The organism is Caenimonas sedimenti (assembly GCF_007833165.1).
Taxonomy (GTDB): domain Bacteria; phylum Pseudomonadota; class Gammaproteobacteria; order Burkholderiales; family Burkholderiaceae_C; genus Ramlibacter; species Ramlibacter sedimenti.
On record NZ_VOBQ01000011.1, the window covers coordinates 39984 to 59654 of the forward strand.

26 protein-coding genes are annotated in these 19671 nt (G+C 70.0%); 15 read left to right on the forward strand and 11 right to left on the reverse strand.

Going from position 1 to position 19671, the window contains the following annotated elements:
* Window positions 1-4 precede the first annotated feature (4 nt).
* On the reverse strand, window positions 5-1564 hold the full coding sequence (locus FN976_RS13505) for a carboxyl transferase domain-containing protein (protein ID WP_432417865.1): 1560 nt from the start codon (window positions 1562-1564) through the stop codon (window positions 5-7).
* 180 nt (window positions 1565-1744) lie between these two features.
* Here FN976_RS13505 and FN976_RS13510 point away from each other — a divergent pair, with 180 nt between their 5' ends.
* The gene (locus FN976_RS13510; protein ID WP_222432814.1) at window positions 1745-2779 is read left to right on the forward strand and encodes an AraC family transcriptional regulator; all 1035 of its coding nucleotides are present in this window, start codon (window positions 1745-1747) and stop codon (window positions 2777-2779) included.
* 9 nt (window positions 2780-2788) lie between these two features.
* Here FN976_RS13510 and FN976_RS13515 read toward each other — a convergent pair whose 3' ends face one another.
* Window positions 2789-3769, reverse strand: a complete 981-nt coding sequence (locus FN976_RS13515) for a GlxA family transcriptional regulator (protein WP_145893568.1) — start codon at window positions 3767-3769, stop codon at window positions 2789-2791.
* A 73-nt stretch (window positions 3770-3842) separates the two neighbouring features.
* On the opposite strand from FN976_RS13515, the gene FN976_RS13520 reads away from it, so the two are divergent.
* Window positions 3843-4697, forward strand: coding sequence for a dienelactone hydrolase family protein (locus FN976_RS13520; protein ID WP_145893569.1), 855 nt, complete (start codon window positions 3843-3845; stop codon window positions 4695-4697).
* Here the strand turns inward: FN976_RS13520 and FN976_RS13525 are convergent.
* The gene (locus FN976_RS13525) at window positions 4672-4872 is read right to left on the reverse strand and encodes a hypothetical protein (protein ID WP_145893570.1); all 201 of its coding nucleotides are present in this window, start codon (window positions 4870-4872) and stop codon (window positions 4672-4674) included. The genes FN976_RS13520 and FN976_RS13525 overlap by 26 nt on opposite strands.
* Window positions 4873-4963: 91 nt before the next feature.
* Between FN976_RS13525 and FN976_RS13530 the strand changes: the two genes are divergently transcribed.
* Both FN976_RS13530 and FN976_RS13535 read left to right on the forward strand, forming a co-directional pair.
* Window positions 4964-5836 carry a glycosyltransferase family 25 protein gene (locus FN976_RS13530; protein ID WP_145893571.1) on the forward strand — a complete coding sequence of 291 codons (873 nt, stop codon included), beginning with the start codon at window positions 4964-4966 and terminating at the stop codon, window positions 5834-5836.
* Window position 5837: 1 nt separating this feature from the next.
* Window positions 5838-6731, forward strand: coding sequence for a glycosyltransferase family 25 protein (locus tag FN976_RS13535; protein WP_145893572.1), 894 nt, complete (start codon window positions 5838-5840; stop codon window positions 6729-6731).
* On the opposite strand, the gene FN976_RS13540 is transcribed toward FN976_RS13535, so the two are convergent.
* Window positions 6697-7338 (reverse strand): LysE family translocator, encoded by a 642-nt coding sequence (locus FN976_RS13540; RefSeq protein ID WP_145893573.1) that lies wholly within the window; start codon window positions 7336-7338, stop codon window positions 6697-6699. The genes FN976_RS13535 and FN976_RS13540 overlap by 35 nt on opposite strands.
* Window positions 7339-7389: 51 nt before the next feature.
* Between FN976_RS13540 and FN976_RS13545 the strand changes: the two genes are divergently transcribed.
* Together FN976_RS13545 and FN976_RS13550 are read left to right on the forward strand one after the other, a co-directional pair.
* A complete protein-coding gene (locus FN976_RS13545; protein ID WP_145893574.1) occupies window positions 7390-7632 on the forward strand; it encodes a hypothetical protein in 243 nt (80 codons plus the stop codon).
* An 83-nt stretch (window positions 7633-7715) separates the two neighbouring features.
* Window positions 7716-8039: a hypothetical protein gene (locus tag FN976_RS13550; protein ID WP_145893575.1), complete on the forward strand. Its 324-nt coding sequence runs from the start codon at window positions 7716-7718 to the stop codon at window positions 8037-8039.
* Between the two features lie 19 nt (window positions 8040-8058).
* On the opposite strand, the gene FN976_RS13555 is transcribed toward FN976_RS13550, so the two are convergent.
* Entirely contained in the window at window positions 8059-8379 is a 321-nt protein-coding gene (locus FN976_RS13555) for a hypothetical protein (protein WP_145893576.1), read from the reverse strand.
* Between the two features lie 181 nt (window positions 8380-8560).
* Here FN976_RS13555 and FN976_RS13560 point away from each other — a divergent pair, with 181 nt between their 5' ends.
* From FN976_RS13560 to FN976_RS13575, 3 genes are all read left to right on the forward strand, one after another.
* A complete protein-coding gene (locus FN976_RS13560) occupies window positions 8561-9628 on the forward strand; it encodes a serine hydrolase (RefSeq protein ID WP_145893577.1) in 1068 nt (355 codons plus the stop codon).
* A gap of 96 nt (window positions 9629-9724) precedes the next feature.
* On the forward strand, window positions 9725-10945 hold the full coding sequence (locus tag FN976_RS13570) for a hypothetical protein (RefSeq protein ID WP_186510882.1): 1221 nt from the start codon (window positions 9725-9727) through the stop codon (window positions 10943-10945).
* A 179-nt stretch (window positions 10946-11124) separates the two neighbouring features.
* Window positions 11125-11406, forward strand: a complete 282-nt coding sequence (locus FN976_RS13575) for a hypothetical protein (RefSeq protein WP_145893579.1) — start codon at window positions 11125-11127, stop codon at window positions 11404-11406.
* 13 nt (window positions 11407-11419) lie between these two features.
* Here the strand turns inward: FN976_RS13575 and FN976_RS13580 are convergent, their stop codons facing one another.
* Both FN976_RS13580 and FN976_RS13585 read right to left on the reverse strand, forming a co-directional pair.
* Window positions 11420-11965 (reverse strand): hypothetical protein, encoded by a 546-nt coding sequence (locus tag FN976_RS13580; RefSeq protein WP_145893580.1) that lies wholly within the window; start codon window positions 11963-11965, stop codon window positions 11420-11422.
* 226 nt (window positions 11966-12191) lie between these two features.
* Complete coding sequence (locus FN976_RS13585) at window positions 12192-12398, reverse strand: hypothetical protein (RefSeq protein ID WP_145893581.1); 207 nt, start codon at window positions 12396-12398, stop codon at window positions 12192-12194.
* Between the two features lie 415 nt (window positions 12399-12813).
* Here FN976_RS13585 and FN976_RS13590 point away from each other — a divergent pair, with 415 nt between their 5' ends.
* From FN976_RS13590 to FN976_RS13610, 5 genes are read left to right on the forward strand one after another with little or no spacing between them, the layout of a single operon-like run.
* The gene (locus FN976_RS13590; protein ID WP_186510883.1) at window positions 12814-13827 is read left to right on the forward strand and encodes a BLUF domain-containing protein; all 1014 of its coding nucleotides are present in this window, start codon (window positions 12814-12816) and stop codon (window positions 13825-13827) included.
* Window positions 13828-13869: 42 nt separating this feature from the next.
* Window positions 13870-14304 (forward strand): DUF1810 domain-containing protein, encoded by a 435-nt coding sequence (locus FN976_RS13595; protein WP_255440411.1) that lies wholly within the window; start codon window positions 13870-13872, stop codon window positions 14302-14304.
* Window positions 14301-15224 (forward strand): DUF6929 family protein, encoded by a 924-nt coding sequence (locus tag FN976_RS13600; protein WP_145893584.1) that lies wholly within the window; start codon window positions 14301-14303, stop codon window positions 15222-15224. Before FN976_RS13595 ends, FN976_RS13600 begins: the two co-directional genes overlap by 4 nt.
* A 31-nt stretch (window positions 15225-15255) precedes the next feature.
* Window positions 15256-15768, forward strand: coding sequence for a cupin domain-containing protein (locus FN976_RS13605; RefSeq protein WP_145893585.1), 513 nt, complete (start codon window positions 15256-15258; stop codon window positions 15766-15768).
* Window positions 15769-15781: 13 nt separating this feature from the next.
* Window positions 15782-16249: an RDD family protein gene (locus FN976_RS13610; RefSeq protein ID WP_145893586.1), complete on the forward strand. Its 468-nt coding sequence runs from the start codon at window positions 15782-15784 to the stop codon at window positions 16247-16249.
* Here FN976_RS13610 and FN976_RS13615 read toward each other — a convergent pair.
* Window positions 16209-16448, reverse strand: coding sequence for a hypothetical protein (locus FN976_RS13615; protein WP_145893587.1), 240 nt, complete (start codon window positions 16446-16448; stop codon window positions 16209-16211). The genes FN976_RS13610 and FN976_RS13615 overlap by 41 nt on opposite strands.
* A 118-nt stretch (window positions 16449-16566) precedes the next feature.
* Between FN976_RS13615 and FN976_RS13620 the strand changes: the two genes are divergently transcribed.
* Complete coding sequence (locus FN976_RS13620) at window positions 16567-17556, forward strand: Bug family tripartite tricarboxylate transporter substrate binding protein (RefSeq protein WP_145893588.1); 990 nt, start codon at window positions 16567-16569, stop codon at window positions 17554-17556.
* 23 nt (window positions 17557-17579) lie between these two features.
* Here FN976_RS13620 and FN976_RS13625 read toward each other — a convergent pair whose 3' ends face one another.
* From FN976_RS13625 to FN976_RS13635, 3 genes are read right to left on the reverse strand one after another with little or no spacing between them, the layout of a single operon-like run.
* Window positions 17580-18194 carry an ATP-binding cassette domain-containing protein gene (locus tag FN976_RS13625; protein ID WP_145893589.1) on the reverse strand — a complete coding sequence of 205 codons (615 nt, stop codon included), beginning with the start codon at window positions 18192-18194 and terminating at the stop codon, window positions 17580-17582.
* Window positions 18194-18925 carry an ABC transporter ATP-binding protein gene (locus tag FN976_RS13630; RefSeq protein ID WP_145893590.1) on the reverse strand — a complete coding sequence of 244 codons (732 nt, stop codon included), beginning with the start codon at window positions 18923-18925 and terminating at the stop codon, window positions 18194-18196. The genes FN976_RS13625 and FN976_RS13630 overlap by 1 nt, the downstream gene beginning before the upstream one ends.
* The gene (locus FN976_RS13635; protein ID WP_222432815.1) at window positions 18922-19671 is read right to left on the reverse strand and encodes an ABC transporter ATP-binding protein; all 750 of its coding nucleotides are present in this window, start codon (window positions 19669-19671) and stop codon (window positions 18922-18924) included. Before FN976_RS13635 ends, FN976_RS13630 begins: the two co-directional genes overlap by 4 nt.

Sequence of the window (19671 nt, forward strand, 5' to 3'; positions counted from 1 at the left end):
GCGGTCACATCCGGAACACGCCGAACTTCGGCTCGGGGATGGGCGCATTCAGGGAAGCCGACAAGCCCAGCGAGAGCACGCGGCGCGTGTCCGCGGGGTCGATGACACCGTCGTCCCAGAGCCGCGCACTGGCGTAGTAGGGATGCGACTGGTGGGTGAACTGATCGAGCAGCGGCTGCTTGAAGGCCGCTTCCTCCTCGGCGCTCCACTGGCCGCCGCGGCCCTCGATGCCGTCGCGCTTGACGGTGGCCAGCACGCTCGCCGCCTGCTCTCCGCCCATCACGGAGATGCGCGCGTTCGGCCACATCCACAGGAAGCGTGGCGAATAGGCCCGACCGCACATGCCGTAGTTGCCGGCGCCGAAGCTGCCGCCGATGATCACGGTGAACTTCGGCACGGTCGCCGTCGCCACCGCCGTCACCATCTTGGCGCCGTGGCGGGCGATGCCCTCGTTCTCGTACTTGCGGCCCACCATGAAGCCGGTGATGTTCTGCAGGAACACCAGCGGCACCTTGCGCTGGCAGCACAGCTCGATGAAGTGCGCGCCCTTCTGCGCCGATTCGCTGAACAGGACGCCGTTGTTGGCGATGATGCCGACCGGCATGCCCTCGATGTGGCCGAAGCCGCAGACCAGGGTGGCGCCGAAGCGCGCCTTGAATTCGTGGAACTCGGAGCCGTCGACGACGCGCGCGATGATCTCGCGCACGTCGAAAGGCTTGCGCGCATCCGTCGGGATCACGCCGTACAGCTCCTTCGGGTCGAAGCGCGGCGGCTCGGGCGCACGCAATTGCACGGCCGGGGTCTTGGGGCGGTTCAGCGTACCGACGATCTGCCGCGCGATCGCCAGCGCATGCTCGTCGTTCAGGGCCAGGTGATCCGCCACCCCAGACAACCGCGTGTGGACGTCGCCACCGCCCAGGTCTTCCGCGCTGACGATCTCGCCGATCGCCGCTTTCACGAGCGGCGGGCCGCCCAGGAAGATGGTGCCCTGCTCCTTGACGATGATGGTCTCGTCGCTCATGGCCGGCACATAGGCGCCGCCCGCGGTACAGGAACCCATCACCACGGCGATCTGGGCGATGCCCTGTGCGCTCAGGTTGGCCTGGTTGAAGAAGATGCGGCCGAAATGCTCGCGATCGGGGAACACCTCGTCCTGGTTGGGCAGGTTGGCGCCGCCCGAATCCACCAGGTAGATGCATGGCAGGCGGTTCTGGGCCGCGATCTCCTGCGCCCGCAGGTGCTTCTTCACCGTCATCGGGTAGTAGGTTCCGCCCTTCACCGTGGCGTCGTTGCACACCACGATGCAGTCCACGCCGCTCACGCGGCCGATGCCGGCGATCAGGCCGGCGCAAGGCGCGTCCATGCCGCCGTCCTTGTTGAGGTACATGCCGTGCGCGGCCAGGGGCGCGATCTCGAGGAACGGCGTGCCCGGGTCCAACAGCATCTGCACGCGCTCGCGCGGGGGCAGCTTCCCGCGCGCCGAATGCTTGGCGCGCGCCGCCTCGCCGCCGCCGGCGGCGTGCACCGCCACCTGCGCGTTGAGGTCGTCGACCAGCGCCCGCATGGCGGCCGCGTTGGCCTGGAAGTCGGCGGAGCGGGGATTGAGTTGGGATGCGAGGACCGGCACGCTGTCTCCTGGTGAACCCGCCACGATAGCGCCAAGCGGGCCGGGCGGGCGGCGCGATGGCCGCGCCCGCCGCCAGGCGGGTTGCAAATCGTGCCACGCTGCCCCAGACTTCCGGCGATGCCCGCCGCGCCCCCAAGCCGTCCTGCCGCCACCGCGGCGGCCGCCACCCCGATGGCCTTCGCCCGCGCCATCGCCGCCGCCTACCGCCGGCACGGCCAGAACCCGGACGGGGCCTTGAAACTGGCACGGATCACGCCAGCCCAACTGCAGAAAGCCGATGGCCGCATGACCGCGCGCCAGATGGAGCTGCTGTCGGCCGCGGCCATGCAGGAGCTGGACGACGAAGGCCTGGCCGCGTTCGAGCGCAAGCTGCCGTGGGGCAGCTACGGCATGCTGGCGCGCGCCTCGCTCACCGCCCCCACGCTGGGCGTGGCGCTGAAGCGCTGGTGCCGGCACCACGGCCTGATCGCGGGCGGCGTCCGGCTGGCGCTCGCGGTGAGCGGCAGCACCGCCATCGTGTCTCTGCGCGAACAGCGCACGCTGCCGCGCGAGGTGCGCGAGCTGAGCATCGCCTTCGTGCTGCGCAACATCCACGGCCTCGCCTGCTGGTATGTCGACTCGCGCATCCCGCTGCAGGGCGCCCGCTTCCCGTATCCGGCGCCGCCGCATGCCGACGCGTACCAGCACATGTTCCCCGGTCCGCGGCAGTTCGATTCGGCGCAGGCCGAGCTGCGCTTCGACGCGCAATACCTGGCATTGCCGCTGCGCCGCGACGAGAAGGCTTTGAACCAGCTGCTGCAACGCGCCCTGCCGATCACCGTGCTGCAGTACCGGCGCGACCGCCTGCTGGTGGGGCAGGTGCGCCAGGCGCTGGCCGCACACCCGGAGCGCGCGCCCAGCGCCGCTGCGCTCGCCGAAGTGCTCCATGTCTCCGCCCGCACGCTGCACCGCCAGCTGAAGGAGGAAGGCGCGAGCCTGCAGCGGTTGAAGGACGAGGTGCGCATGGAACGCGCGAAGGACCTGTTGCTGCGCACCACCCGGCCCGTGAAACAGGTCGCGGCGGCCGTGGGCTTTCGCAACGAAAAGAGCTTCGCGCGCGCGTTCCGGGCCTGGGTGGGCGTTGCGCCCGGCGCCTTCCGCAGCACGCAGTGACACGCCGCCTCAGGCGCTCGCCACGTGCGTGCGGAAAGCGCTCGGGTTCGCGCCCGCCCACTTCCGCATCATGCGGCGCAGCGCGGTGGCATCTTCATAGCCGACCTGCTCCGCCACCTGGGCGATGCTCATCTTGCTGGTCTCGATCAGCGCCCGCGCGCGCTGCAGTCGGACGTTCTGCACCAGCGCGAGCGGGCCCAGGCCCGTCGCGGCCCGCACGTGCCGGGCCAGCGTGCGTTCCGACATCGCGAACTCGCCGGCCAGGTCCGCCACGCTGGGCGGGCGCGGCAGCCCCGCCTCGATCCTGGCCGTGACGCGGGCCACCAGCGCATTGCCGGTCGCGAGCATCGCCGGCACCGCATAGCCCGCCTGGGCCTGGCGCGCATCGAGCACGAGGACGCGGCGCACCAGTTCCGCCAGCGGCGTGCCGAAACGCGACTGCAGCAGGTGCAGCATGAGGTCGGTCTGCGCGAACGCCGCGCCGGCCGTGGCCACCGGCCCGTCGACGCAGACCATGCGCTCGGCCGCCACCACGCACGCCGGTTCGATCTGTTGCAGCCGGGACGCGAGCCACCACGAGGTGGTCACGCGCCGGCCCGCAAGCGCACCGGCCGCCTGCAGCAGGAACACTGCGGAGCACGAGGCCGCCAGGCTGCCTCCCGCCGCATGCTGCGCCCGCAGCGCTGCGACGGCCCGTTGCGCGCCGGGCTCCGCCAGCCGGGCGCGGATCGCCCCGGGATTTTCCGTGCCGAGGCCGGGGACGATCCAGGCCGAGCGGTCCGGCCGGGCGCGCCGCGCGAGGGCGTCCGTGTCCACGGTCATCCCGTTGCCCAGCGTGACCCGGCCGCCCTCCGGCGACTTGACGCGCCAGCGCGGCGGCGCGGCCGACGCCCGCGGCGCCAGCGCCGCGGCGGCAGCCACCATGTCGAGCGTCGCCGCCACGCTGGATGCGAAAGCGCCGGGCAGGACCAGGACGGTGAAATCGTGCATTGACCGAAAAAGCCTGAAGGATGTCAAAAGCGACGCTCCCACTCTAACGCGCCGCCGGGTTCAATGCACCTCCATGACACAACGCAAACTGCAGGAAGACGACCCGCTGGCGGATTTCTCGCCGCGCGAGATCACGCTGGACGACGCCACCAAGCGGGTCTACGTCGCGGGCCGCGGGCCGGCGGTGATCGTGATGGCCGAGATGCCCGGCATCAGCCCCCACGTCGCGCGCTTTGCCCGCTGGGTGCGCGACGCGGGCTTCACCGTCTACATGCCATCGCTGTTCGGCCGCGACGGCGCCGTGGCCACGGCGGAGGAAGGCGTCAAAGTGTTCCGGCGCGCCTGCGTCAGCGCGGAATTCCGTGCGTTCGCGGCCGATGAAGCCAGCCCGGTCACGCAATGGCTCCGTGCACTGGCGCGGCTCGCCCACGCGGAATGCGGTGGGCCGGGCGTGGGCGCGATCGGCATGTGCTTCACCGGCAACTTCGCGCTCAGCATGATGCTCGAGCCCGCCGTGCTGGCGCCGGTGCTCTCCCAGCCCAGCCTGCCGCTGGAGAACCCGGCCGCGACCGGCATCGCCCCCGCCGAACTGGCGGCCGTGCGCGCGCGGCTGGAGCGCGAGGACCTGACGGTGCGGGCTTACCGCTTCGCCGGTGACAAGTGGTGCACCGCGCAGCGCTTCGCGGCGTTCACCGAAGCGCTGGGACCGCGTTTCGTCGCCCGCGTGCTGCCCGACAGCGCGGCCAGCCGCGACACGCCGCCGTTCTTCCGCGACGTGGTCGCGAGCCCGCACAGCGTGGTGACGGCGCACCTCATCGACGAGGCGGGGCAGCCGACGCTGTCGGCCCGTGACGAGATCCTGGATTTCTTCGCTGCGCGCCTGCGGCGGGCAACCGAAGCCGTCAGAACGACAGCTGCTGGGGCGTGAACGGCCGGCGCGGCAGGTCGCCGTAGGCTTCCTTGGCGCGCCGGATGCGCTCGAGGTCGGCGAGGAGCGTCATCAAGGCCGCATCGGCGCCCACGCCGCTGCGGCCGCGCGGGACACGGTACTCGGGGGGCTTGACCTCGGGGTCGCGCCAGGGGGTGGGTTCGAAATGCTGCATGGCGTTGCCGCAAATGCTACCGCCGGACGCGCACCCTGTCGACTCCCCGCCACGGCCGAGCAGGAGGAAGAGGACGCGCTAGCATGGGGCCGTGCACCCCATCGCCGGCTACTACATCAACCTGGACCGCTCACCAGACCGGGCCGCATTCATGCAGGAGCAGCTGGCACGGCTGGGCTTGCATGGGATGCAGCGCCACGTCGCCATCGACGGCGCGCAAAGCGCGCTCCCGCCGGGCTGCACCCTCCTGCCGGGCGAATACGCATGCTTCCTGTCCCATCTGCGGGTCCTCGAGCAGGCGCCGCCCGAGTCCGTCACCCTCGTGCTGGAAGACGACGTCGAGCTGAGTCCCCACTTGCCGGAACTCCTGTCCGGCATCGTCCAGGCGGCCGCGCCCGCTTTCGACATCGCCCTGCTCGAGTGCCAGCCTCATTTTTCGCTGGCGGATGTGTCCCGGCTCTGGGACGTCGCCTCGCGCCACTTCGTCGGCGTCACCCGGCGGATCGGCGGCGTGGACCTCATGGATGCGCAGCGCCATTACAAGTGGGGCATGATCGCCTATGTGGTCCCGCCGGCTGCACGCCGCCGCGTGCTGGAGGTGCTGCACCGCGCCATGGCCAACGGTCCCATCCTGCCGATCGACCGCTGCCTGGAGCAGGCATTCACGACGCAGGCACTGCGCGGCGCCATCACGGTTCCGTTCCTCGCCACGCCGTCATTGCGGTGGCATGGCCGCTCGACCATCAGCAACGACCGGCTGCCGCAGAACCCACTGACCGTGCTCCGGCGCCTGCTCTATGCGGGCGGATTCGGCGACATCGAAGAACTGACGCGCTCGTTCGCGGGGGCGCCGGCGGATCCGGCCTTGCGACTGTTCGGCCTGGTGCTGCGCGAACTTGCGGCGTACCAGCGCGCCGTGGCGCAGTTGCCGCCACAGCCACCGCCCGCCGGCGACGGGAGCTGACATGCAGACACCTTTGCTCGCGGGCTATTTCATCAATCTGGACCGTTCCACCGCCCGCGCAGAGTTCATGCGGGCCCAACTCGAGCGCCTGGGCATGCGGTGGGTCCAGCGCGCTGCTGCGATCGATGGCGCGCAGGTGTCGCCGCCAGCCGGTTGCCGGCTGCTGCCTGGCGAATACGCTTGCTTCCTGTCGCACCTGCAAGTGCTGGAACGGGCCCCGCCGGACGCCTTCACCCTGGTCCTGGAGGACGACACCGAACTGAGCGACCAGCTTCCGCAAGTCCTGGCCATGGCCTTGCAATCCGCGCTGCCGGCGTTCGACGTCGCTCTGCTCGAGTGCCAACCGCACTTCTCGCTGGAGCACGTCTCGGCTCTTTGGGACACCGCTTCACGCTTCTTCGTGGGGGGGACCCGCCGGATCAAGGGCGTGGACCTGATGGATGCCGCGATGTATTTCAAGTGGGGCACGCCGGCCTACCTGGTACCGCCGGGCGGTCGCGGCGCGGTCCTGGATGTGCTGCGCGCGGGTCTCGCCGAAGGGCCGACCATGCCTCTCGACGAATGCATGAGGTCCGGCCTGGTGGGTGGCAAGTTGCGGGGCGTCATCACGATCCCCTTTCTTGCGACGACCGGGCTGCAGTGGCACGGCCGCTCCGACATCGGGAATGGCGCGCGCATGCCGGACGATTCGCTGATGGTCTTGCGGCGCCTGCTCTATGCCGGGAGCCTCGGAGATGCCGAATCGCTGGCACGCTCCTTCGCCGCGGCGCCGGCCGACCCCGGCCTGCAGATGTTCGGGGCGGTGCTGCGCGAACTCGCCGCGCACCAGCGCATGGAAGCCCAGGCGGAGATCCCGCCGCTCACACCCGCGCCGGCCGCGTCCCCAGCGCCGTGAGCACGCCCAGCCCGATGAAGGAAGTGCCCGCCAGGCGGTTGCCCCACACCGCGTGCCGCGAGATGCTGCCCAGCCGCGGCGCGATCAGGCTGGCGGCCAGCACGTAGAACAGGTCGGTGCAGCAGGCGATGCCGACGAACACGCCGCCCAACGCCAGCGTCTGCGCCAGCGCGCTGCCCTGGGCGTCCATGAACTGGGGCAGGAACGCGGCGAAGAACAGGCTGGTCTTGGGGTTGAGCAACGCCACGACGAACCCGTCGCGGAACACCCGTGCGAGCGGCTGCGCGGGCGGGGCCTCGCCCACGCCCGTACCCGCAGGCGCCGCGCGCCACAAGCGGATCCCGAGGTAGACCAGGTACGCGGCGCCGGCCCACTTCACGACCGTGAACGCGGCGGACGACACGGCAAACAAGGCGGCCAGGCCGAGCGCCGCGCCAATCGCGTTACCCAGGTTGCCGAGGGCGACGCCGAGGACGGAGGCCAGCCCACAGGCCCGCCCCTGCCCCAGCGTGCGCGCCAGGATGTAAACGACGGCCGGACCGGGGGTGAGCGCCAGCACCAGGCTGGCGGCGACGAAGGCCAGGAGCAACGGGGGATCGGGCAGCATGGGAATTCTTCTCCGGTCGAGTAGCATTCAGCCGATGCCGGAGACGCCGCCATGAGACATCTCGCCATTCTCGCCTGCCTGGGCGCCTGCCTCGCGGGTTGCGGGGACGGCGTGCACACCCTGTACCGCAGCAACGCCAGTGACCCGAACAAGCGCGAGCACGTCGCCACGTTCGACGCGTCGGAAGGCGACAAGTACAACGCGGCGAATTGCACGCTGGCCAGCAACCTGCTGCAGGAGCAACCGCGCAACCTGATCCGCTTCTGGTGCGAAAAAGGCCCATACAAGAAGTAGCCGCTCCTGTCGCCTCCCAGCCTACAGGGGCGGGCAACAACCGCTTACAGGCAAGCGTGCGGTATTGCTGCACAGTAGGTGCCATGAGCTCCTCGTTGACCTCCTTGCGGCGCACGTATTCGCTGGCCCGCGTCCACCATCCCAGCCCCCGCCTGGTGCAGCTCCACGGCGACTACCGCCGGCTGAAGAGCGCCTATGACAGGCAGCTGGCGGAAGACGCCGACCACGAAGTGGCGCTGGCCATGATCCTTGGCGACCTGATCCCGGTCGAGCGCCAGCTGGCCGAGATGTTGCAGCGCGCGGAGCAGCAGCCCGCCAATGCGCCTTCGTTGCGCGGCGAGCGTGCCGTGGCGCGAGCAAGCGAACGCGCGCCGAAGAAGCGCCGCAGCGCCAAGCCGCGGGCCTGACCGCCGGCCCCGGACGGCTTCAAGCCAGCGGCTGACGCAGCCCGATCCAGGCGGTCGTCGTCGTGATGGCGGCCGACAGGCATACGCCCCCCAACGCATAGAACGCGGCCCCCATGCCGGGCGCATCCAGCCAGCCTTCCAGCACGGCACCGGCGGCGCAGAACAGCCCGCAACAACACAGCCACCGCCGGATGTAGACCGGCAACCAGGCTGCCTGGCGCTGGTTGTGCCGCAGCACCGCGGCTCGCTCGAACAGGTTGCCGTCGGAGTCCAACTCCCTGAACAACCAGCCGAAGAAGAAGTACCGGTACAGCAGGGTGCGGAAGGGCAAGTTGTTCACGGCGGCAAGTCCGGGACGGAGGAGTAGGCGGACAGCTTGCGCCGCGGCGCCGTCACCAGCCGTAGGAAGCTATCGACGTCCGGCGTACGCGCAGCGCCGTGGGCACCTGCCCTACACCGGCTTGGTCTCTTCACCGTCCGCGCCCCGGCGCAGCACGCGTTAGCGTTCCGCAGGCACAACGATGAACCCCAAGAACCTTCCCTCCCTGGCGGCGCTGGTCCTGGCTGCCGCGGCAGCCCTCGCCGGCTGCGACCGCACGGCCGCGCCCGGCGGAACCGCGTCCGCGCCGCCCGACCGGGCGCCATCGGCGGCCGCCGTGACGCCGCCGGCCGCTGCGCCGGCGGCCGAACCGCCGGCCCCCACCGCATCCGCCGCTGCCACGCCCCCGGAAGAGGAAGGCGATCCCCAGACGGCGGAGTCGGCCACCCCTCCGGTGAACCCGAACCTCTCTTTCGGCCGGCTGGCCGGCCTGCACCGCGCCCCGGACGGCCTGCGCCTGACGGCGAGTGCGGCGATCGTGGTGGAGGCGGACGGCGGCAAGGTGCTCTACCAGAAGAACGAGAAGGCGGTGCTGCCGATCGCGTCGCTCACCAAGCTGATGACCGGGCTGGTCATTGCCCAGGCCGGGCTGCCGATGGACGAGATGCTCACCATCACGCAGGACGACGTGGATACGGCGCGCAACAGCCGCTCACGCCTGCGCGTGGGGACATCGCTGCCGCGGGGCGAAGCCCTGCACCTGGCCCTGATGTCCAGCGAGAACCGCGCGGCGCACGCGCTGGGCCGCACCTTCCCGGGCGGCCTGCAGGCCTTCGTCGACGCGATGAACAACCAGGCGCGCGCGCTGGGCCTGGAGAGCACGACGTTCGTCGATCCCACCGGCCTGTCGAACCGCAACCAGTCGAACGTGCGCGACCTGGCCCTGCTGGCCGGCGCGGCGTCGCGCCATGCGCTGCTGCGCGAGTACTCCACCACGCCCCGCTACCAGGCGGCGTTCGGCAAGCGCACGCTGCAATACGTCAACTCGAACCGCCTGGTGAAGGATCCCGACTGGGAGATCCTGCTGCAGAAGACCGGCTACATCGTCGAGGCCGGCCAGTGCCTGGCGATGCGCACGCGCATGGGCGGACGCGAGGTGATCCTGGTGCTGCTGGACGCGGGCAGCAAGGCGAGCCGCAGCGCCGACGCGCAGCGCCTGCGGCGCTGGGTGGTGGCCGAGGCGGCGGGCGCGCGCTCACGCACAAGCTGAGGCCCGCGTCCCCGCCGGGCGCGGCCGGCCGCTTGTAACGGCCGCACGCACGGCCTTGCGTTTGTTCACGCGCCGCGCGCCGCAAGCGCCGGGACAATGCGCCGTCCTGTCGAGCTGGAGTTGCCCGTGTCGTTGAAGCGCTTGTTCCTTGGAGTGGCCTGGCTGGCCGTGGCCGGCTGCGGTGGCGGCGGGGGTGGAAACGACGTGCCTGCGCCGCCGTCACCGGCGCCCGCGCCTGCGCCCGCACCGGCGCCCGCGCCGGCCCCCACGCCCGCGCCACCGCCTGTCGCCGGCGCGTGCGAAATGTTCCTGGCCAGCGCGGTCTTCAACACGCGCATCGACGACACCAGCCGCTTCCCTGCCCACGCGAACAGCGCCGCGTGGATCAATGGCATCGGCACCACGGTCCGCTTCCACGCCGACTGGGGCACCAACGACAACCCCGCGCAGGCGGCCACCTACTACGGCATCCCGGTGAACACCGTGGACGGCACGGCGGCCACCACCGAGTGGCCGCTGGTCTCCTACGATTTCGCCACCTCCGGCGCCAGCACCCAGCGCGGCTGGCCCGACGAAAGCGATTGCGCGGTGGCGGCCGGCAGTGGCTTCACGCTCACCCGCAACTGCAGCGCCGTGCCGGTCGCGCAGCGGCGCTTCCCCTTCCCACTTGCGAACAACGTGCGCAACGAAGGCGGCCAATGCAACGACCCCAACACCTGCGGCGACCACCACGTGCTGGTCGTCGAGCAAGGGGCCTGCCGCCTGTGGGAAGCCTATTCGGCCTACCGCATCGGCAGCCAGTGGTACGCGATGTCCACCGCGGCCTGGGACCTGAAGTCGAACGCACTGCGGCCAGCTGGCTGGACGTCGGCCGATGCCGCCGGCCTGCCGATGACGCCCCTGCTCGCCAAGGCCGCGGAGGCCTCGTCCGGCGAGGTGCGCCATGCCTTGCGCGTCACCTTCACCGACAGCATGCTGGCCAACGCTTTCGAATGGCCGGCCCGGCATGCGGCGGGCAGCGCCACGCCCGGCGGCATCCCCTTCGGTGCCCTGCTGCGACTGAAGGCCGATTTCGTGATCCCGGCGGAGTGGACGCCGCAAGCCCGCGCGCTCGCCACCGCGATGAAGCGCTATGGCCTGTACGTGGCGGACATCGGCTCCAACTTCTATGTGCAGGGCGAGCCGAATGCGGCCTGGGATGCACGGACCATCACGCAACTGCAGTCGCTGACGATGGGGCAGATGGAGTTCGTCAGCCTCGCCGCCGTGACGGGCGACGCCCGGTGGTCCCGGGACTCCCTGGCGGCGAGCTGGTAGACGAACGTGAGCGTCCACTAGCACCGACTCATCGCCTTCCGGCACTCCGCATGCCCTCCAAAGGTGCAGGGCCAGCCCCAATCCGCGAATTGCCACAACGCGGAAGCGATGATTCGCGCGTGGCACTGGACGTCCAGCGGGCGCCGAGGTCCAATGGAGGGGTCGGAGGGTGTGAGCGAATGAGGATCAAGCGCGTCCCAAGCACCAACATTCGTCGGGATCACGATGAACTGCTGGCCCTGCTCGAGCTTTGCGAAGCGCCGGGCCCGGGGGAACACATGCGCGTGGGCGTCCGCAACCAGTACGGCGACATCTGCCTCAGCATCGAGACCGACAACCCGCAGGAATACATGAACGTCATCTCGTGCCTCGACGGGCGCGACATGCGCGACGAGCTGTTCGAGGCCGACGGCCCGGTGGGCGGCTACAACGCCATCTTCACCAACAACCAGCCGCATTGAAGCGGCGTGCGCTTCACCTGCGCGAGAACGGGTGGGACGGCAGGCTCAATCCGCTGGAATAGATGAAATCGCTGCGGGTGCCGTGCCAGACCGGCTGGTCTTCGCCGATCAGCTGCCGGCTCTGCGCGATGATGCTGTCGATCGCGGCGTCCTGGTTGTCGCGCAGCGACTGGTAGCGCGGGTCGGCATGGATCGGGACACCGGGCGCGGCGTGGCCGATCCGCAGGATGTTCTGCTGCCACAGGAACTCGATCATCGCGCTGTGCGACTTCAGCAGCCGCACCATGGCGGGCGCCATCTGCGGGAAGGCCTCGTCCTTGATGGTGACCGCGCGGCGCAAGGGCGGCGGCACGGTCAGTTCATCGAGGCTGCTGTCGTCCAGCGGCTCGTCGCGGCGCGCATCCATCCAGGCGCCATAGGCCTTCATGCTGTCCACCAGGTCGCGCGCGGCCTTGCGGCGCGCCGTGGCCGCACGCTCCACGCGCAGGCGAGCCAAGCGCCAGGCCAGCGCGAAGCCGAGAAAAGTGGCGAGGGCGACGAGGACGATCAGCCAATCCATGAGAAAAGTAGCGTACCGCCTTGCGGCGAATGCTTGAAGCGAGCGGAGGGTGCTGGACTGTAGGACGCCTGGGGGACTATTTGTCAGTCAGGGCCGACAGACCGGGGCGTGCCGTGAAAAGCATCACGACCGGGGCCGTCGACAGGGTGGCGGCCGCGGCCATCAGCAGGATGGCCAGGATGCGCCGGGGGGAGCAGGGCAGCCCGGCCGGCCCCTCACCGAACGGTCAATGCAGCGCGCTGCGCTCCACCGCCGGCACTGCGAGCTCGCGGCCCACCATCGCACGGGCATAGAGGTAGTTGTTGCGGGCGCGTTCGCTCAGGTGGTCGAGGTCCACCTGGCCGTCCGGGCCGCAGGGGAATGCGAAACCGCGGCCGCTGTCGAACAGGGAGCGGAAGCAAAGCTGGAACTGGTCGGACGCGGAATTCAACATTTCTGATCTCCTTCACAGCATCGCCGCGAATGTCTTCACTATCGGCATGCCGCGGGTCGCGCGGTATCAGCGGGGGCGCCCAAGAGGGCGGCGTGCCGTCCGAGCCGCGCGCCCGCAGGCGCCGTGCATGCCTAGGAAACGTCCTACCCGCCGCCGCTGCCGACGAACATTGACGCCTGCACGCGGGCTTTACCGGCCAGCGAAGTTGCGACACGCCGCCTTCACGCCCGGACCGCGCCCTGTAGGGACACACAGTGGCGCCCACCAGGCTCCCGCTCGCCTGCCACGCGCGGCCCTACGGAACTCCGTAGGCGCCGAATCCCGCTGGAAGCCTTCCAATGCGTCCTCACGAGAGGCGGAACCCACGGATGCGCGGCGCAGCGGACGACGACCAGGCAAGCTCCGCGCGTGCTCCATGAGCGCGCGCACCCATTCGGCCGGCCCGTCCGAGGTCGAAAGGATCATCCGCGCCAGCATGGTCACGCGCCCACTCTCGCAGTATTCGGAGATGGAGCGCATCCGGGTCAGCTCGATGCGGCACAACGAGCGTGGCGGCATCCACGCGGCGCTGCTCTACCAGAGCGGCTGGTACGTGCACTGGGCCGAAGGTCCTGGCGACATGCTGCGCGAACTGCTGGCGCGCGTGGACAAGGATCCGCGCCATCACTCCCACCATCTGCTGCACCACAGCCGCGGCGAGCGCTACCTGCCCACGGCCTGGTCGATGATGCTGAACCCCTCCACCGAAACCTTCGCGGATTTCGGCCTGCGGGTCGGCCAGCTGTTCCAGGCCCGCCAGCGCGGCACGCAGTTCCCGCCCACTTCCGTGATGCGGCGCCTCGCGGCGCCACTGCGCGTCCGCGGGCCGGAAACGGCCGATGCGCCGGAGTCCTTCCACCGCGTGGGCGTCTGCTCGGCTGACGAGGGCCGCAGCTTCGAGCTGGTGCGCTGGCTCGCGACCCGCCGGGACGCCTCGGGCCAGACGCGCCGGGTCGCCGGCGAGCACGATCTCGACAGCGGCAGCGACTATGCGGAGTTCCTGCAGGACGGCTGGCCATGCCGGGTGATCGCCGTCTCGCGTGCCGGCCTGCAGCACGGCCTGCGCCGCGCTTTCCTGCCCGACTGGCCGTTCCTGCTGCTGCTGTTCGGAGACGACGCGAAGCGCAACGCCGCCCTGCTGGAGCGGGTGCGGGAGGCCTTCATGGGGTTGCCGGTCGTGCCGCACCTGCTCGGTGTGGCCATGGACCCGGCGGTCCATGCGCGCATCTCGGTCGCCAGCCGCATGGCGGGGCTCTCGTACACGCAGCTCGGCCTGTTCGATATCAGGGACTCCGCGGCGGTGTGGTCCGCCGTGGCCGAACGGCTGCGGGAAATCGGCCCGCCGCGCAGTTCGCAGTGGGACATGACGCAGCCGAACTGGGTGAGCTGATCGCCGCGCAAAGCGCGGGCGGCTTGCCGCAGAATGGACACCATGGCCCATGTGGACGCGGACCCGCACCAGCTCGAGCGCTTCGTCGCCGCCCAGGCCCCCATGATCGAGGCGGTGCGGGCGGAACTGCGCGCCGCCCGCAAGACCAGCCACTGGATGTGGTTCGTGTTCCCCCAGCTGACGGCCCTGGGCCGCAGCCAGATGGCGCGGCATTACGGGCTGGCATCGGTGGAGGAAGCCAGGGCCTACCTCGCCCACCCCGTGCTGGGCCCGCGGCTGCGCGAATGCTGCACGCTGATGCTGCAGGCACCGGGCCATGATGCGCATGCGATCCTGGGTTCGCCGGACGACCTGAAGTTCCGTTCCTGCGTCACGCTGTTCGGGCTGGCCGAGCCCGCCGAACCGCTGTTCGCGCAATGCCTGCGCAAGTTCTACGGCGGGCAAGCCGATCCGCGCACGCTGGAGCTGTGCGCGTGACGGCCGCCGGCGAGTTGCTGACCGAGCCCTTGCGCGAGTTGCGGGTGTCGCCGGCGCTGCATCCGCGCGGCCAGCGGCACCTGAGTTCCGCCAGCGGGCTGGTGCTGGCCGGTGGCTGGCTGTACCTGGTCGCCGATGACGAGCACCACCTCGGCGCGTTGCCGCTCGCCCATGCGGGCGACGACCACCCCGTCGCATTGCACCGCCTGCGCCCCGGCGAGCTGCCCGGCGACAAGGAGGCGCGCAAGAAACACAAGCCGGACTGCGAGGCTTTGCTGGCCTTGCCGCCCTGGAGCGGCCACCCCCAGGGCGCCTTGCTGGCCCTGGGCTCCGGATCGCGGCCGAACCGCGAGCAGGGCTTCCTGCTTCCCCTGCGGCCGGACGGTTCGCTGGCCGATGCGCCGGTGGAGCCGGTCGATCTCCACGGTCTCTACGCGCCGCTGCGCAGCCGGTTTCCCGACCTCAACATCGAAGGCGCCTTCGCGAGCGGCGACCGCATCTGCCTGCTGCAGCGGGCGAACCAGGGCGATGCACGGAATGCCTGCGCGTCTTATGCATGGCCGGACGTGCGCGATTGGCTGGACGGACGGCGTGCCGCCCCCGCTGCCATCGACGTCACCCTGTATGAACTGGGAACCGTCGCGGGCGTGCCCTACGGATTCACCGACGGCGCCGCACTGCCCGGTGGCGGCTGGATCTTCAGCGCCGCGGCCGAAGACACCGAGGACAGCTACCGCGATGGCCTGTGCGCCGGCTCGGCGCTCGGCTGGGTGCGGGACGGGCGCCTGACGCGCCTGGCACCGCTGGCAGGCGGCCCCAAGGTCGAAGGCATCGCCGTCGCGGGCCACCGCCTGCTGCTGGTGACCGACGCGGACGACCCGGAGTCGGCATCACGACTGCTGGCCCTGCCCTTGCCTTGAGCGGCGGCGCTCGTGGGTGTACGCTGGCCCCATGAGCACGCACGACCACCCCCACGGCCCCGGCCATGAGCACACGCACGAACACGCACCGTGGAAGCATGACGGCGTGCGCGTGATCCCCGGCCACCAGCTCGACGGCAACACCGCGCAGACGCCGGGCATGGACCGCAAGGCAGCCATCAACTTCGCCCGCGTCGGGGCGCAGAAACTCTGGGCCGGCACCGTCACCATCCATGCCAACGCCAAGACCGGCGCGCATCACCATGGCCACCTGGAAAGCGTGATCTACATCGTGAAGGGGCGCGCGCGCATGCGGTGGGGCGAACACCTCGAATTCACGGCCGAAGCGGGGCCGGGGGACTTCATCTACGTGCCGCCCTATGTCCCGCACCAGGAGATCAACGCCAGCCCCACCGAAAAGCTGGAATGCGTGCTGTGCCGCAGCGACGGCGAGGCGGTGGCGGTGAACCTCGACATCGAACCGGTGGAGAAGCCCGAGCAGGTGCTGTGGGTGGACCCCACCCATCCGAGCGGCGGCGTCTAGGCAAGACGGTCCCATGGACGCCTCCACCCGTTACGTCGGCTTCTGGGCGCGCTTTCTCGCGTTCGTCATCGACTCCGTCTGCGTGCTGCTGCTCACCGTGCCGCTGATGTTCGCGGTCTACGGGCAGGCGACGTCGCCGACGCCATTCGCCCTCGGCGACATCCTGATCAACATCGTGCTGCCCGCGGTGGTGGTCATCGCGTTGTGGGTCGCCTTCGGCGCGACGCCGGGCAAGATGGCGCTGGGCGCGACCATCGTCGACGCCGGCACCGGCGCGCCCCTCACGCCGGCCAAGGCGGTCGTGCGCTACCTGGGCTACTTCCTGTCGATCATCCCGCTGTGCGCCGGATTCGCCTGGATTGCTTTCGACAAGCGCAAGCAGGGCTGGCACGACAAGCTGGCCAACTCCGTGGTCGTGCGGCCGGTGCGCACGCCACCCGTCAGTGGAAGCAGCCCCGCGCCAGGTGCTCCGCGAAGCTGAGCGTCCAGGTGCGCCCAAGCGCCGCGTCGTACTGAGCGGCACCGTGGCCGCAGGCGACGTGGATGGTCCGCAGGCGCGGCGCATCTTCCACCGTGAACACCTCCAGCCGGAACTCCGCGGGGTCGCGCCCGCCCGCGCGCACGACCCGGTCGAACGCTGAGCGTTCCGCTTCACTCACCTCGCCGCGCTGGACTCGCATGGAACCTCCGGAAGGAGCCTGATGCTTCAACGTGCCGGCGCGCGCTGCCGTCATCGGGGAATACGCGTAGCACAGCCATGTGAGAATGGATCGACCACTCACCCGAGGAGCAGCGCGCGTGACACACCGAACCCTTTCCGGCCCGACCCGCCGCTGCGCCCTGGCGCTGGCAGGCGCCGCGGCCCTGGTCCTGGCGGCGGCTCCGGCCCTGGCGCAGGACTACCCGAACAAGCCGGTCCGCCTGGTCATCCCCTTCCCGGCCGGCGGCAGCTCGGATGGCATCGGCCGCCAGATCGCCGACAAGCTGGGGCCCATCCTCAAGCAGAGCGTGGTCGTCGAGAACAAGGGCGGCGCCGGCGGCATGATCGGCGCCGATGCGGTCGCCAAGTCGGCGCCGGACGGCTACACGCTGGTGCTGGTCGATGTCTTCCACACGAGCACGCCGATCTATACCCGCAAGATGCCCTATGACGCCGTCCGGGACTTCACGCCGGTTTCGCTGGTCGGCCGGTCCCCGGCCTTCCTCGTCTCGCATCCGGGCTTCGAGGCAAAAACCGCGCGCGACGCGCTGGCGTATGGCAAGGCCAACCCCGGCAAGCTGACAATGGCGATCGCCGGCACCGGCAGTGTGGTCGTGGACCTGTTCCGTGCACGCAGCGGCGTCCAGTTCCAGAGCGTGCCCTACCGCGGCTCGTCGCCGGCGCTCATCGACCTCATCAGCGGCCAGGTCAACGTGATGATCACCACCATGGCCAGCGCGGGCGCGCACGTGAAGAGCGGCAAGCTGCGCGCGCTCGCGGTGACCGGCAGTGCGCGCAACCCCGACTTCCCCGATGTGCCGACGTTCAACGAACTCGGCGTGCAGGGCATGGACTACGAGCAGTGGTTCGGCGTCATGGGCCCGGCCAACCTGCCGAAGCCGGTGGTCGACAAGCTGGCCGCTGCCATGGAGCAGGTGCTGCGCATGCCCGACGTGCGCGAGCGGCTGGTCGGCATGGCCATGGAAGTCGCGGCACCGGGGCCCGACGAGATGAAGCGCAAGGTCGAATCCGACGCCGCGCGCTGGGTGAAGCTGGCCCAGGAGCTGGACATCAAGCCGCTCGATTGATTTTGGTGAAACGCGGGCGCGCTTCAGCCGGCGAGCGCGCCCAGGTAGGTCCGCACCGCGTCCTGCTGCTGCAAGGTATCGAAATCGTCCGCGTGCGAGACGACGCCCTTTTGCACGAAGACGAAGCGCTCGCAGCATTCCCGCAGGATGTCCACGTGGTAGCGCTCGTTCGGGTGCAGGCAGAGGAACACCAGCTTTCCTTCGGCCCGCAGCTTGCGGAAGAAGTCCAGCATGAAGCCGATGTAGCCGTCCTGCGGGTTGAACTGGGGTTCATCGAACAGGTGCACCACCGGCGACAGGCTGGCGGCGTGCTGCAGCAGCGCGTCGGGCTTGCTCTTCTGGAAGGAACGCACCTGGTAAGACTGGTGGTAGTGGATGGCGAGCCGGTCGCGCTCGCGCGTGCGCACCTGGTGGATGTCCTGGCCATTCACCAGCACGCGGCCGGCGCTCGGCAGGTTGGAGCCGGTGATCAGCTCGAACAGGGTGGTCTTGCCGGAGCCGTTGGGGCCCATCACGCCAACGATGGCGGGCCTCTCCACGATGAAGTCGGCGGCCAGCGAGAAGGTGACCTGCTTGTTCCACAGGCCTCGGGTGTACTGCTTGGCCAGGCCTTGCACCTGCAACAGGGGCGTCGCCATCACACCCCCAGCAGGCGGCGCCGCAGGGCCGCATCGTTGCGCAACACGTCGGCCGGGCCCTCGTGCACCACGGTGCCGAGGTTCATCACGTAGGCGCGGTCGGCGACGGCGAGCGCCGTCTCCACGTTCTGTTCCACCACCAGCACGGAAATCCCTTCTTTCTTGAGGCGCAGGATGGTCTTCATCACGTCCTGCACGACCTTGGGCGCCAGCCCCTGGCTGGGTTCATCGAACAGCACCAGGCCGGGCGCGCCGATGAGCGCGCGCGAAATGGCGACCATCTGCATTTCACCGCCCGACAGGTTCTCGCATTCGCGGTGCATCAGGTATTCGAGGGCGCTGAAGATCTCGAAGCATTCCTTCTCGTTCCACGAGCGGAAGCGCGTCTTCTTGCGCGCGATCGCCAGGTTGCGCGCCACGGTCAGCGTGGGAAAGATGCGGCGGTCGTCCGGCACCCAGCCGATGCCGGTGCGGGCGATCTCGTGCGTGGGAGCGCGGGTGATGTCCCGGCCGTCGAAATCGACGCTGCCGCTGCGCGCGGGCGTCAGGCCCAGGATCGTCCGCAGGGTGGTCGTCTTGCCGGCGCCATTGGGGCCCAGCAACGCGACCACTTCGCCGGCGCCGACGTTGAGGGAGACGTCGAACAGCACTTGTGTTTCGCCATAGTAGGTGTTGGCGCGGGCGACCGACAACACGGTTTCGCCCGGCACCGGTTTCAGGACTGCGTTCATGCCGCCAGCGCTCCCAGGTTCGACCGCCGCACCCACTCGTTCTGCCCCAGTTCATGTGGCGTGCCCTGCGCGATCACCTGGCCCCAGTGGATGACCGAGATGCGATCCGCCAGCTTGAACAGGAAGGCCATGTCGTGCTCGATGATGACGATGGTGAGCTGGCGCTTGAGTTCGGCTACCAACTCAGCGAGGCGCGCCGTTCCTTCCGCGCCCAGGCCTGCCGTGGGCTCGTCCAGGAAGAGCAGCCGCGGCCGGGCGGCGAGCGCCACGCCGATCTCCAGGGCTCGCCGCTCGCCATAGGAGAGGCTCTTCGCCGGCACGTTCTCCTTGCCCTGCAGGCCGACCCTCGCCAGCACCTGCGCCGCCTCGTCGCGCGCGGCGGTGTCCGCGCCCAGGTCGCTCCAGGCATTGAAGCCTTTCGCGCGCACCCGCGGCATGGTGACCAGCACGTTGTCGAGTGCCGTGTAGTCGTTGAAGAGATTCATGATCTGGAAAGAGCGCGAGATGCCGCGCCGGGCGATCTCGCGCGGCGCGAGGCCGGTGATGTCGTCACCCGCGAAAGTGACGCTGCCGCGGTCCGGCTTGAAGCGGCCGGTGAGCACATTGAAGCAAGTCGTTTTGCCGGCGCCGTTGGGGCCCATGATCCCGGCGAGCTGCCCCTCCTCGAAAGAGAGGCTGATGTCCTGCAGCACCACCTGGTGGCCGAACCGCTTGGCGAGCCCGCGGGCTTCGAACAGCGTGCTCAT

What these genes read in the sequence shown, in the direction of transcription:
- FN976_RS13505 (WP_432417865.1), bottom strand. Translation starts at nt 1,564, where the DNA reads ATGCGGGCGCTGGTCGACGACCTCAACGCGCAGGTGGCGGTGCACGCC.
- FN976_RS13510 (WP_222432814.1), top strand. Translation starts at nt 1,745, where the DNA reads ATGCCCGCCGCGCCCCCAAGCCGTCCTGCCGCCACCGCGGCGGCCGCC.
- FN976_RS13515 (WP_145893568.1), bottom strand. Translation starts at nt 3,769, where the DNA reads ATGCACGATTTCACCGTCCTGGTCCTGCCCGGCGCTTTCGCATCCAGC.
- FN976_RS13520 (WP_145893569.1), top strand. Translation starts at nt 3,843, where the DNA reads ATGACACAACGCAAACTGCAGGAAGACGACCCGCTGGCGGATTTCTCG.
- FN976_RS13525 (WP_145893570.1), bottom strand. Translation starts at nt 4,872, where the DNA reads ATGCAGCATTTCGAACCCACCCCCTGGCGCGACCCCGAGGTCAAGCCC.
- FN976_RS13535 (WP_145893572.1), top strand. Translation starts at nt 5,838, where the DNA reads ATGCAGACACCTTTGCTCGCGGGCTATTTCATCAATCTGGACCGTTCC.
- FN976_RS13540 (WP_145893573.1), bottom strand. Translation starts at nt 7,338, where the DNA reads ATGCTGCCCGATCCCCCGTTGCTCCTGGCCTTCGTCGCCGCCAGCCTG.
- FN976_RS13545 (WP_145893574.1), top strand. Translation starts at nt 7,390, where the DNA reads ATGAGACATCTCGCCATTCTCGCCTGCCTGGGCGCCTGCCTCGCGGGT.
- FN976_RS13550 (WP_145893575.1), top strand. Translation starts at nt 7,716, where the DNA reads ATGAGCTCCTCGTTGACCTCCTTGCGGCGCACGTATTCGCTGGCCCGC.
- FN976_RS13560 (WP_145893577.1), top strand. Translation starts at nt 8,561, where the DNA reads ATGAACCCCAAGAACCTTCCCTCCCTGGCGGCGCTGGTCCTGGCTGCC.
- FN976_RS13570 (WP_186510882.1), top strand. Translation starts at nt 9,725, where the DNA reads ATGCGCCGTCCTGTCGAGCTGGAGTTGCCCGTGTCGTTGAAGCGCTTG.
- FN976_RS13575 (WP_145893579.1), top strand. Translation starts at nt 11,125, where the DNA reads ATGAGGATCAAGCGCGTCCCAAGCACCAACATTCGTCGGGATCACGAT.
- FN976_RS13580 (WP_145893580.1), bottom strand. Translation starts at nt 11,965, where the DNA reads ATGGATTGGCTGATCGTCCTCGTCGCCCTCGCCACTTTTCTCGGCTTC.
- FN976_RS13585 (WP_145893581.1), bottom strand. Translation starts at nt 12,398, where the DNA reads ATGTTGAATTCCGCGTCCGACCAGTTCCAGCTTTGCTTCCGCTCCCTG.
- FN976_RS13590 (WP_186510883.1), top strand. Translation starts at nt 12,814, where the DNA reads ATGAGCGCGCGCACCCATTCGGCCGGCCCGTCCGAGGTCGAAAGGATC.
- FN976_RS13595 (WP_255440411.1), top strand. Translation starts at nt 13,870, where the DNA reads ATGGCCCATGTGGACGCGGACCCGCACCAGCTCGAGCGCTTCGTCGCC.
- FN976_RS13605 (WP_145893585.1), top strand. Translation starts at nt 15,256, where the DNA reads ATGAGCACGCACGACCACCCCCACGGCCCCGGCCATGAGCACACGCAC.
- FN976_RS13610 (WP_145893586.1), top strand. Translation starts at nt 15,782, where the DNA reads ATGGACGCCTCCACCCGTTACGTCGGCTTCTGGGCGCGCTTTCTCGCG.
- FN976_RS13615 (WP_145893587.1), bottom strand. Translation starts at nt 16,448, where the DNA reads ATGCGAGTCCAGCGCGGCGAGGTGAGTGAAGCGGAACGCTCAGCGTTC.
- FN976_RS13625 (WP_145893589.1), bottom strand. Translation starts at nt 18,194, where the DNA reads ATGGCGACGCCCCTGTTGCAGGTGCAAGGCCTGGCCAAGCAGTACACC.
- FN976_RS13630 (WP_145893590.1), bottom strand. Translation starts at nt 18,925, where the DNA reads ATGAACGCAGTCCTGAAACCGGTGCCGGGCGAAACCGTGTTGTCGGTC.
- FN976_RS13635 (WP_222432815.1), bottom strand. Translation starts at nt 19,671, where the DNA reads ATGAGCACGCTGTTCGAAGCCCGCGGGCTCGCCAAGCGGTTCGGCCAC.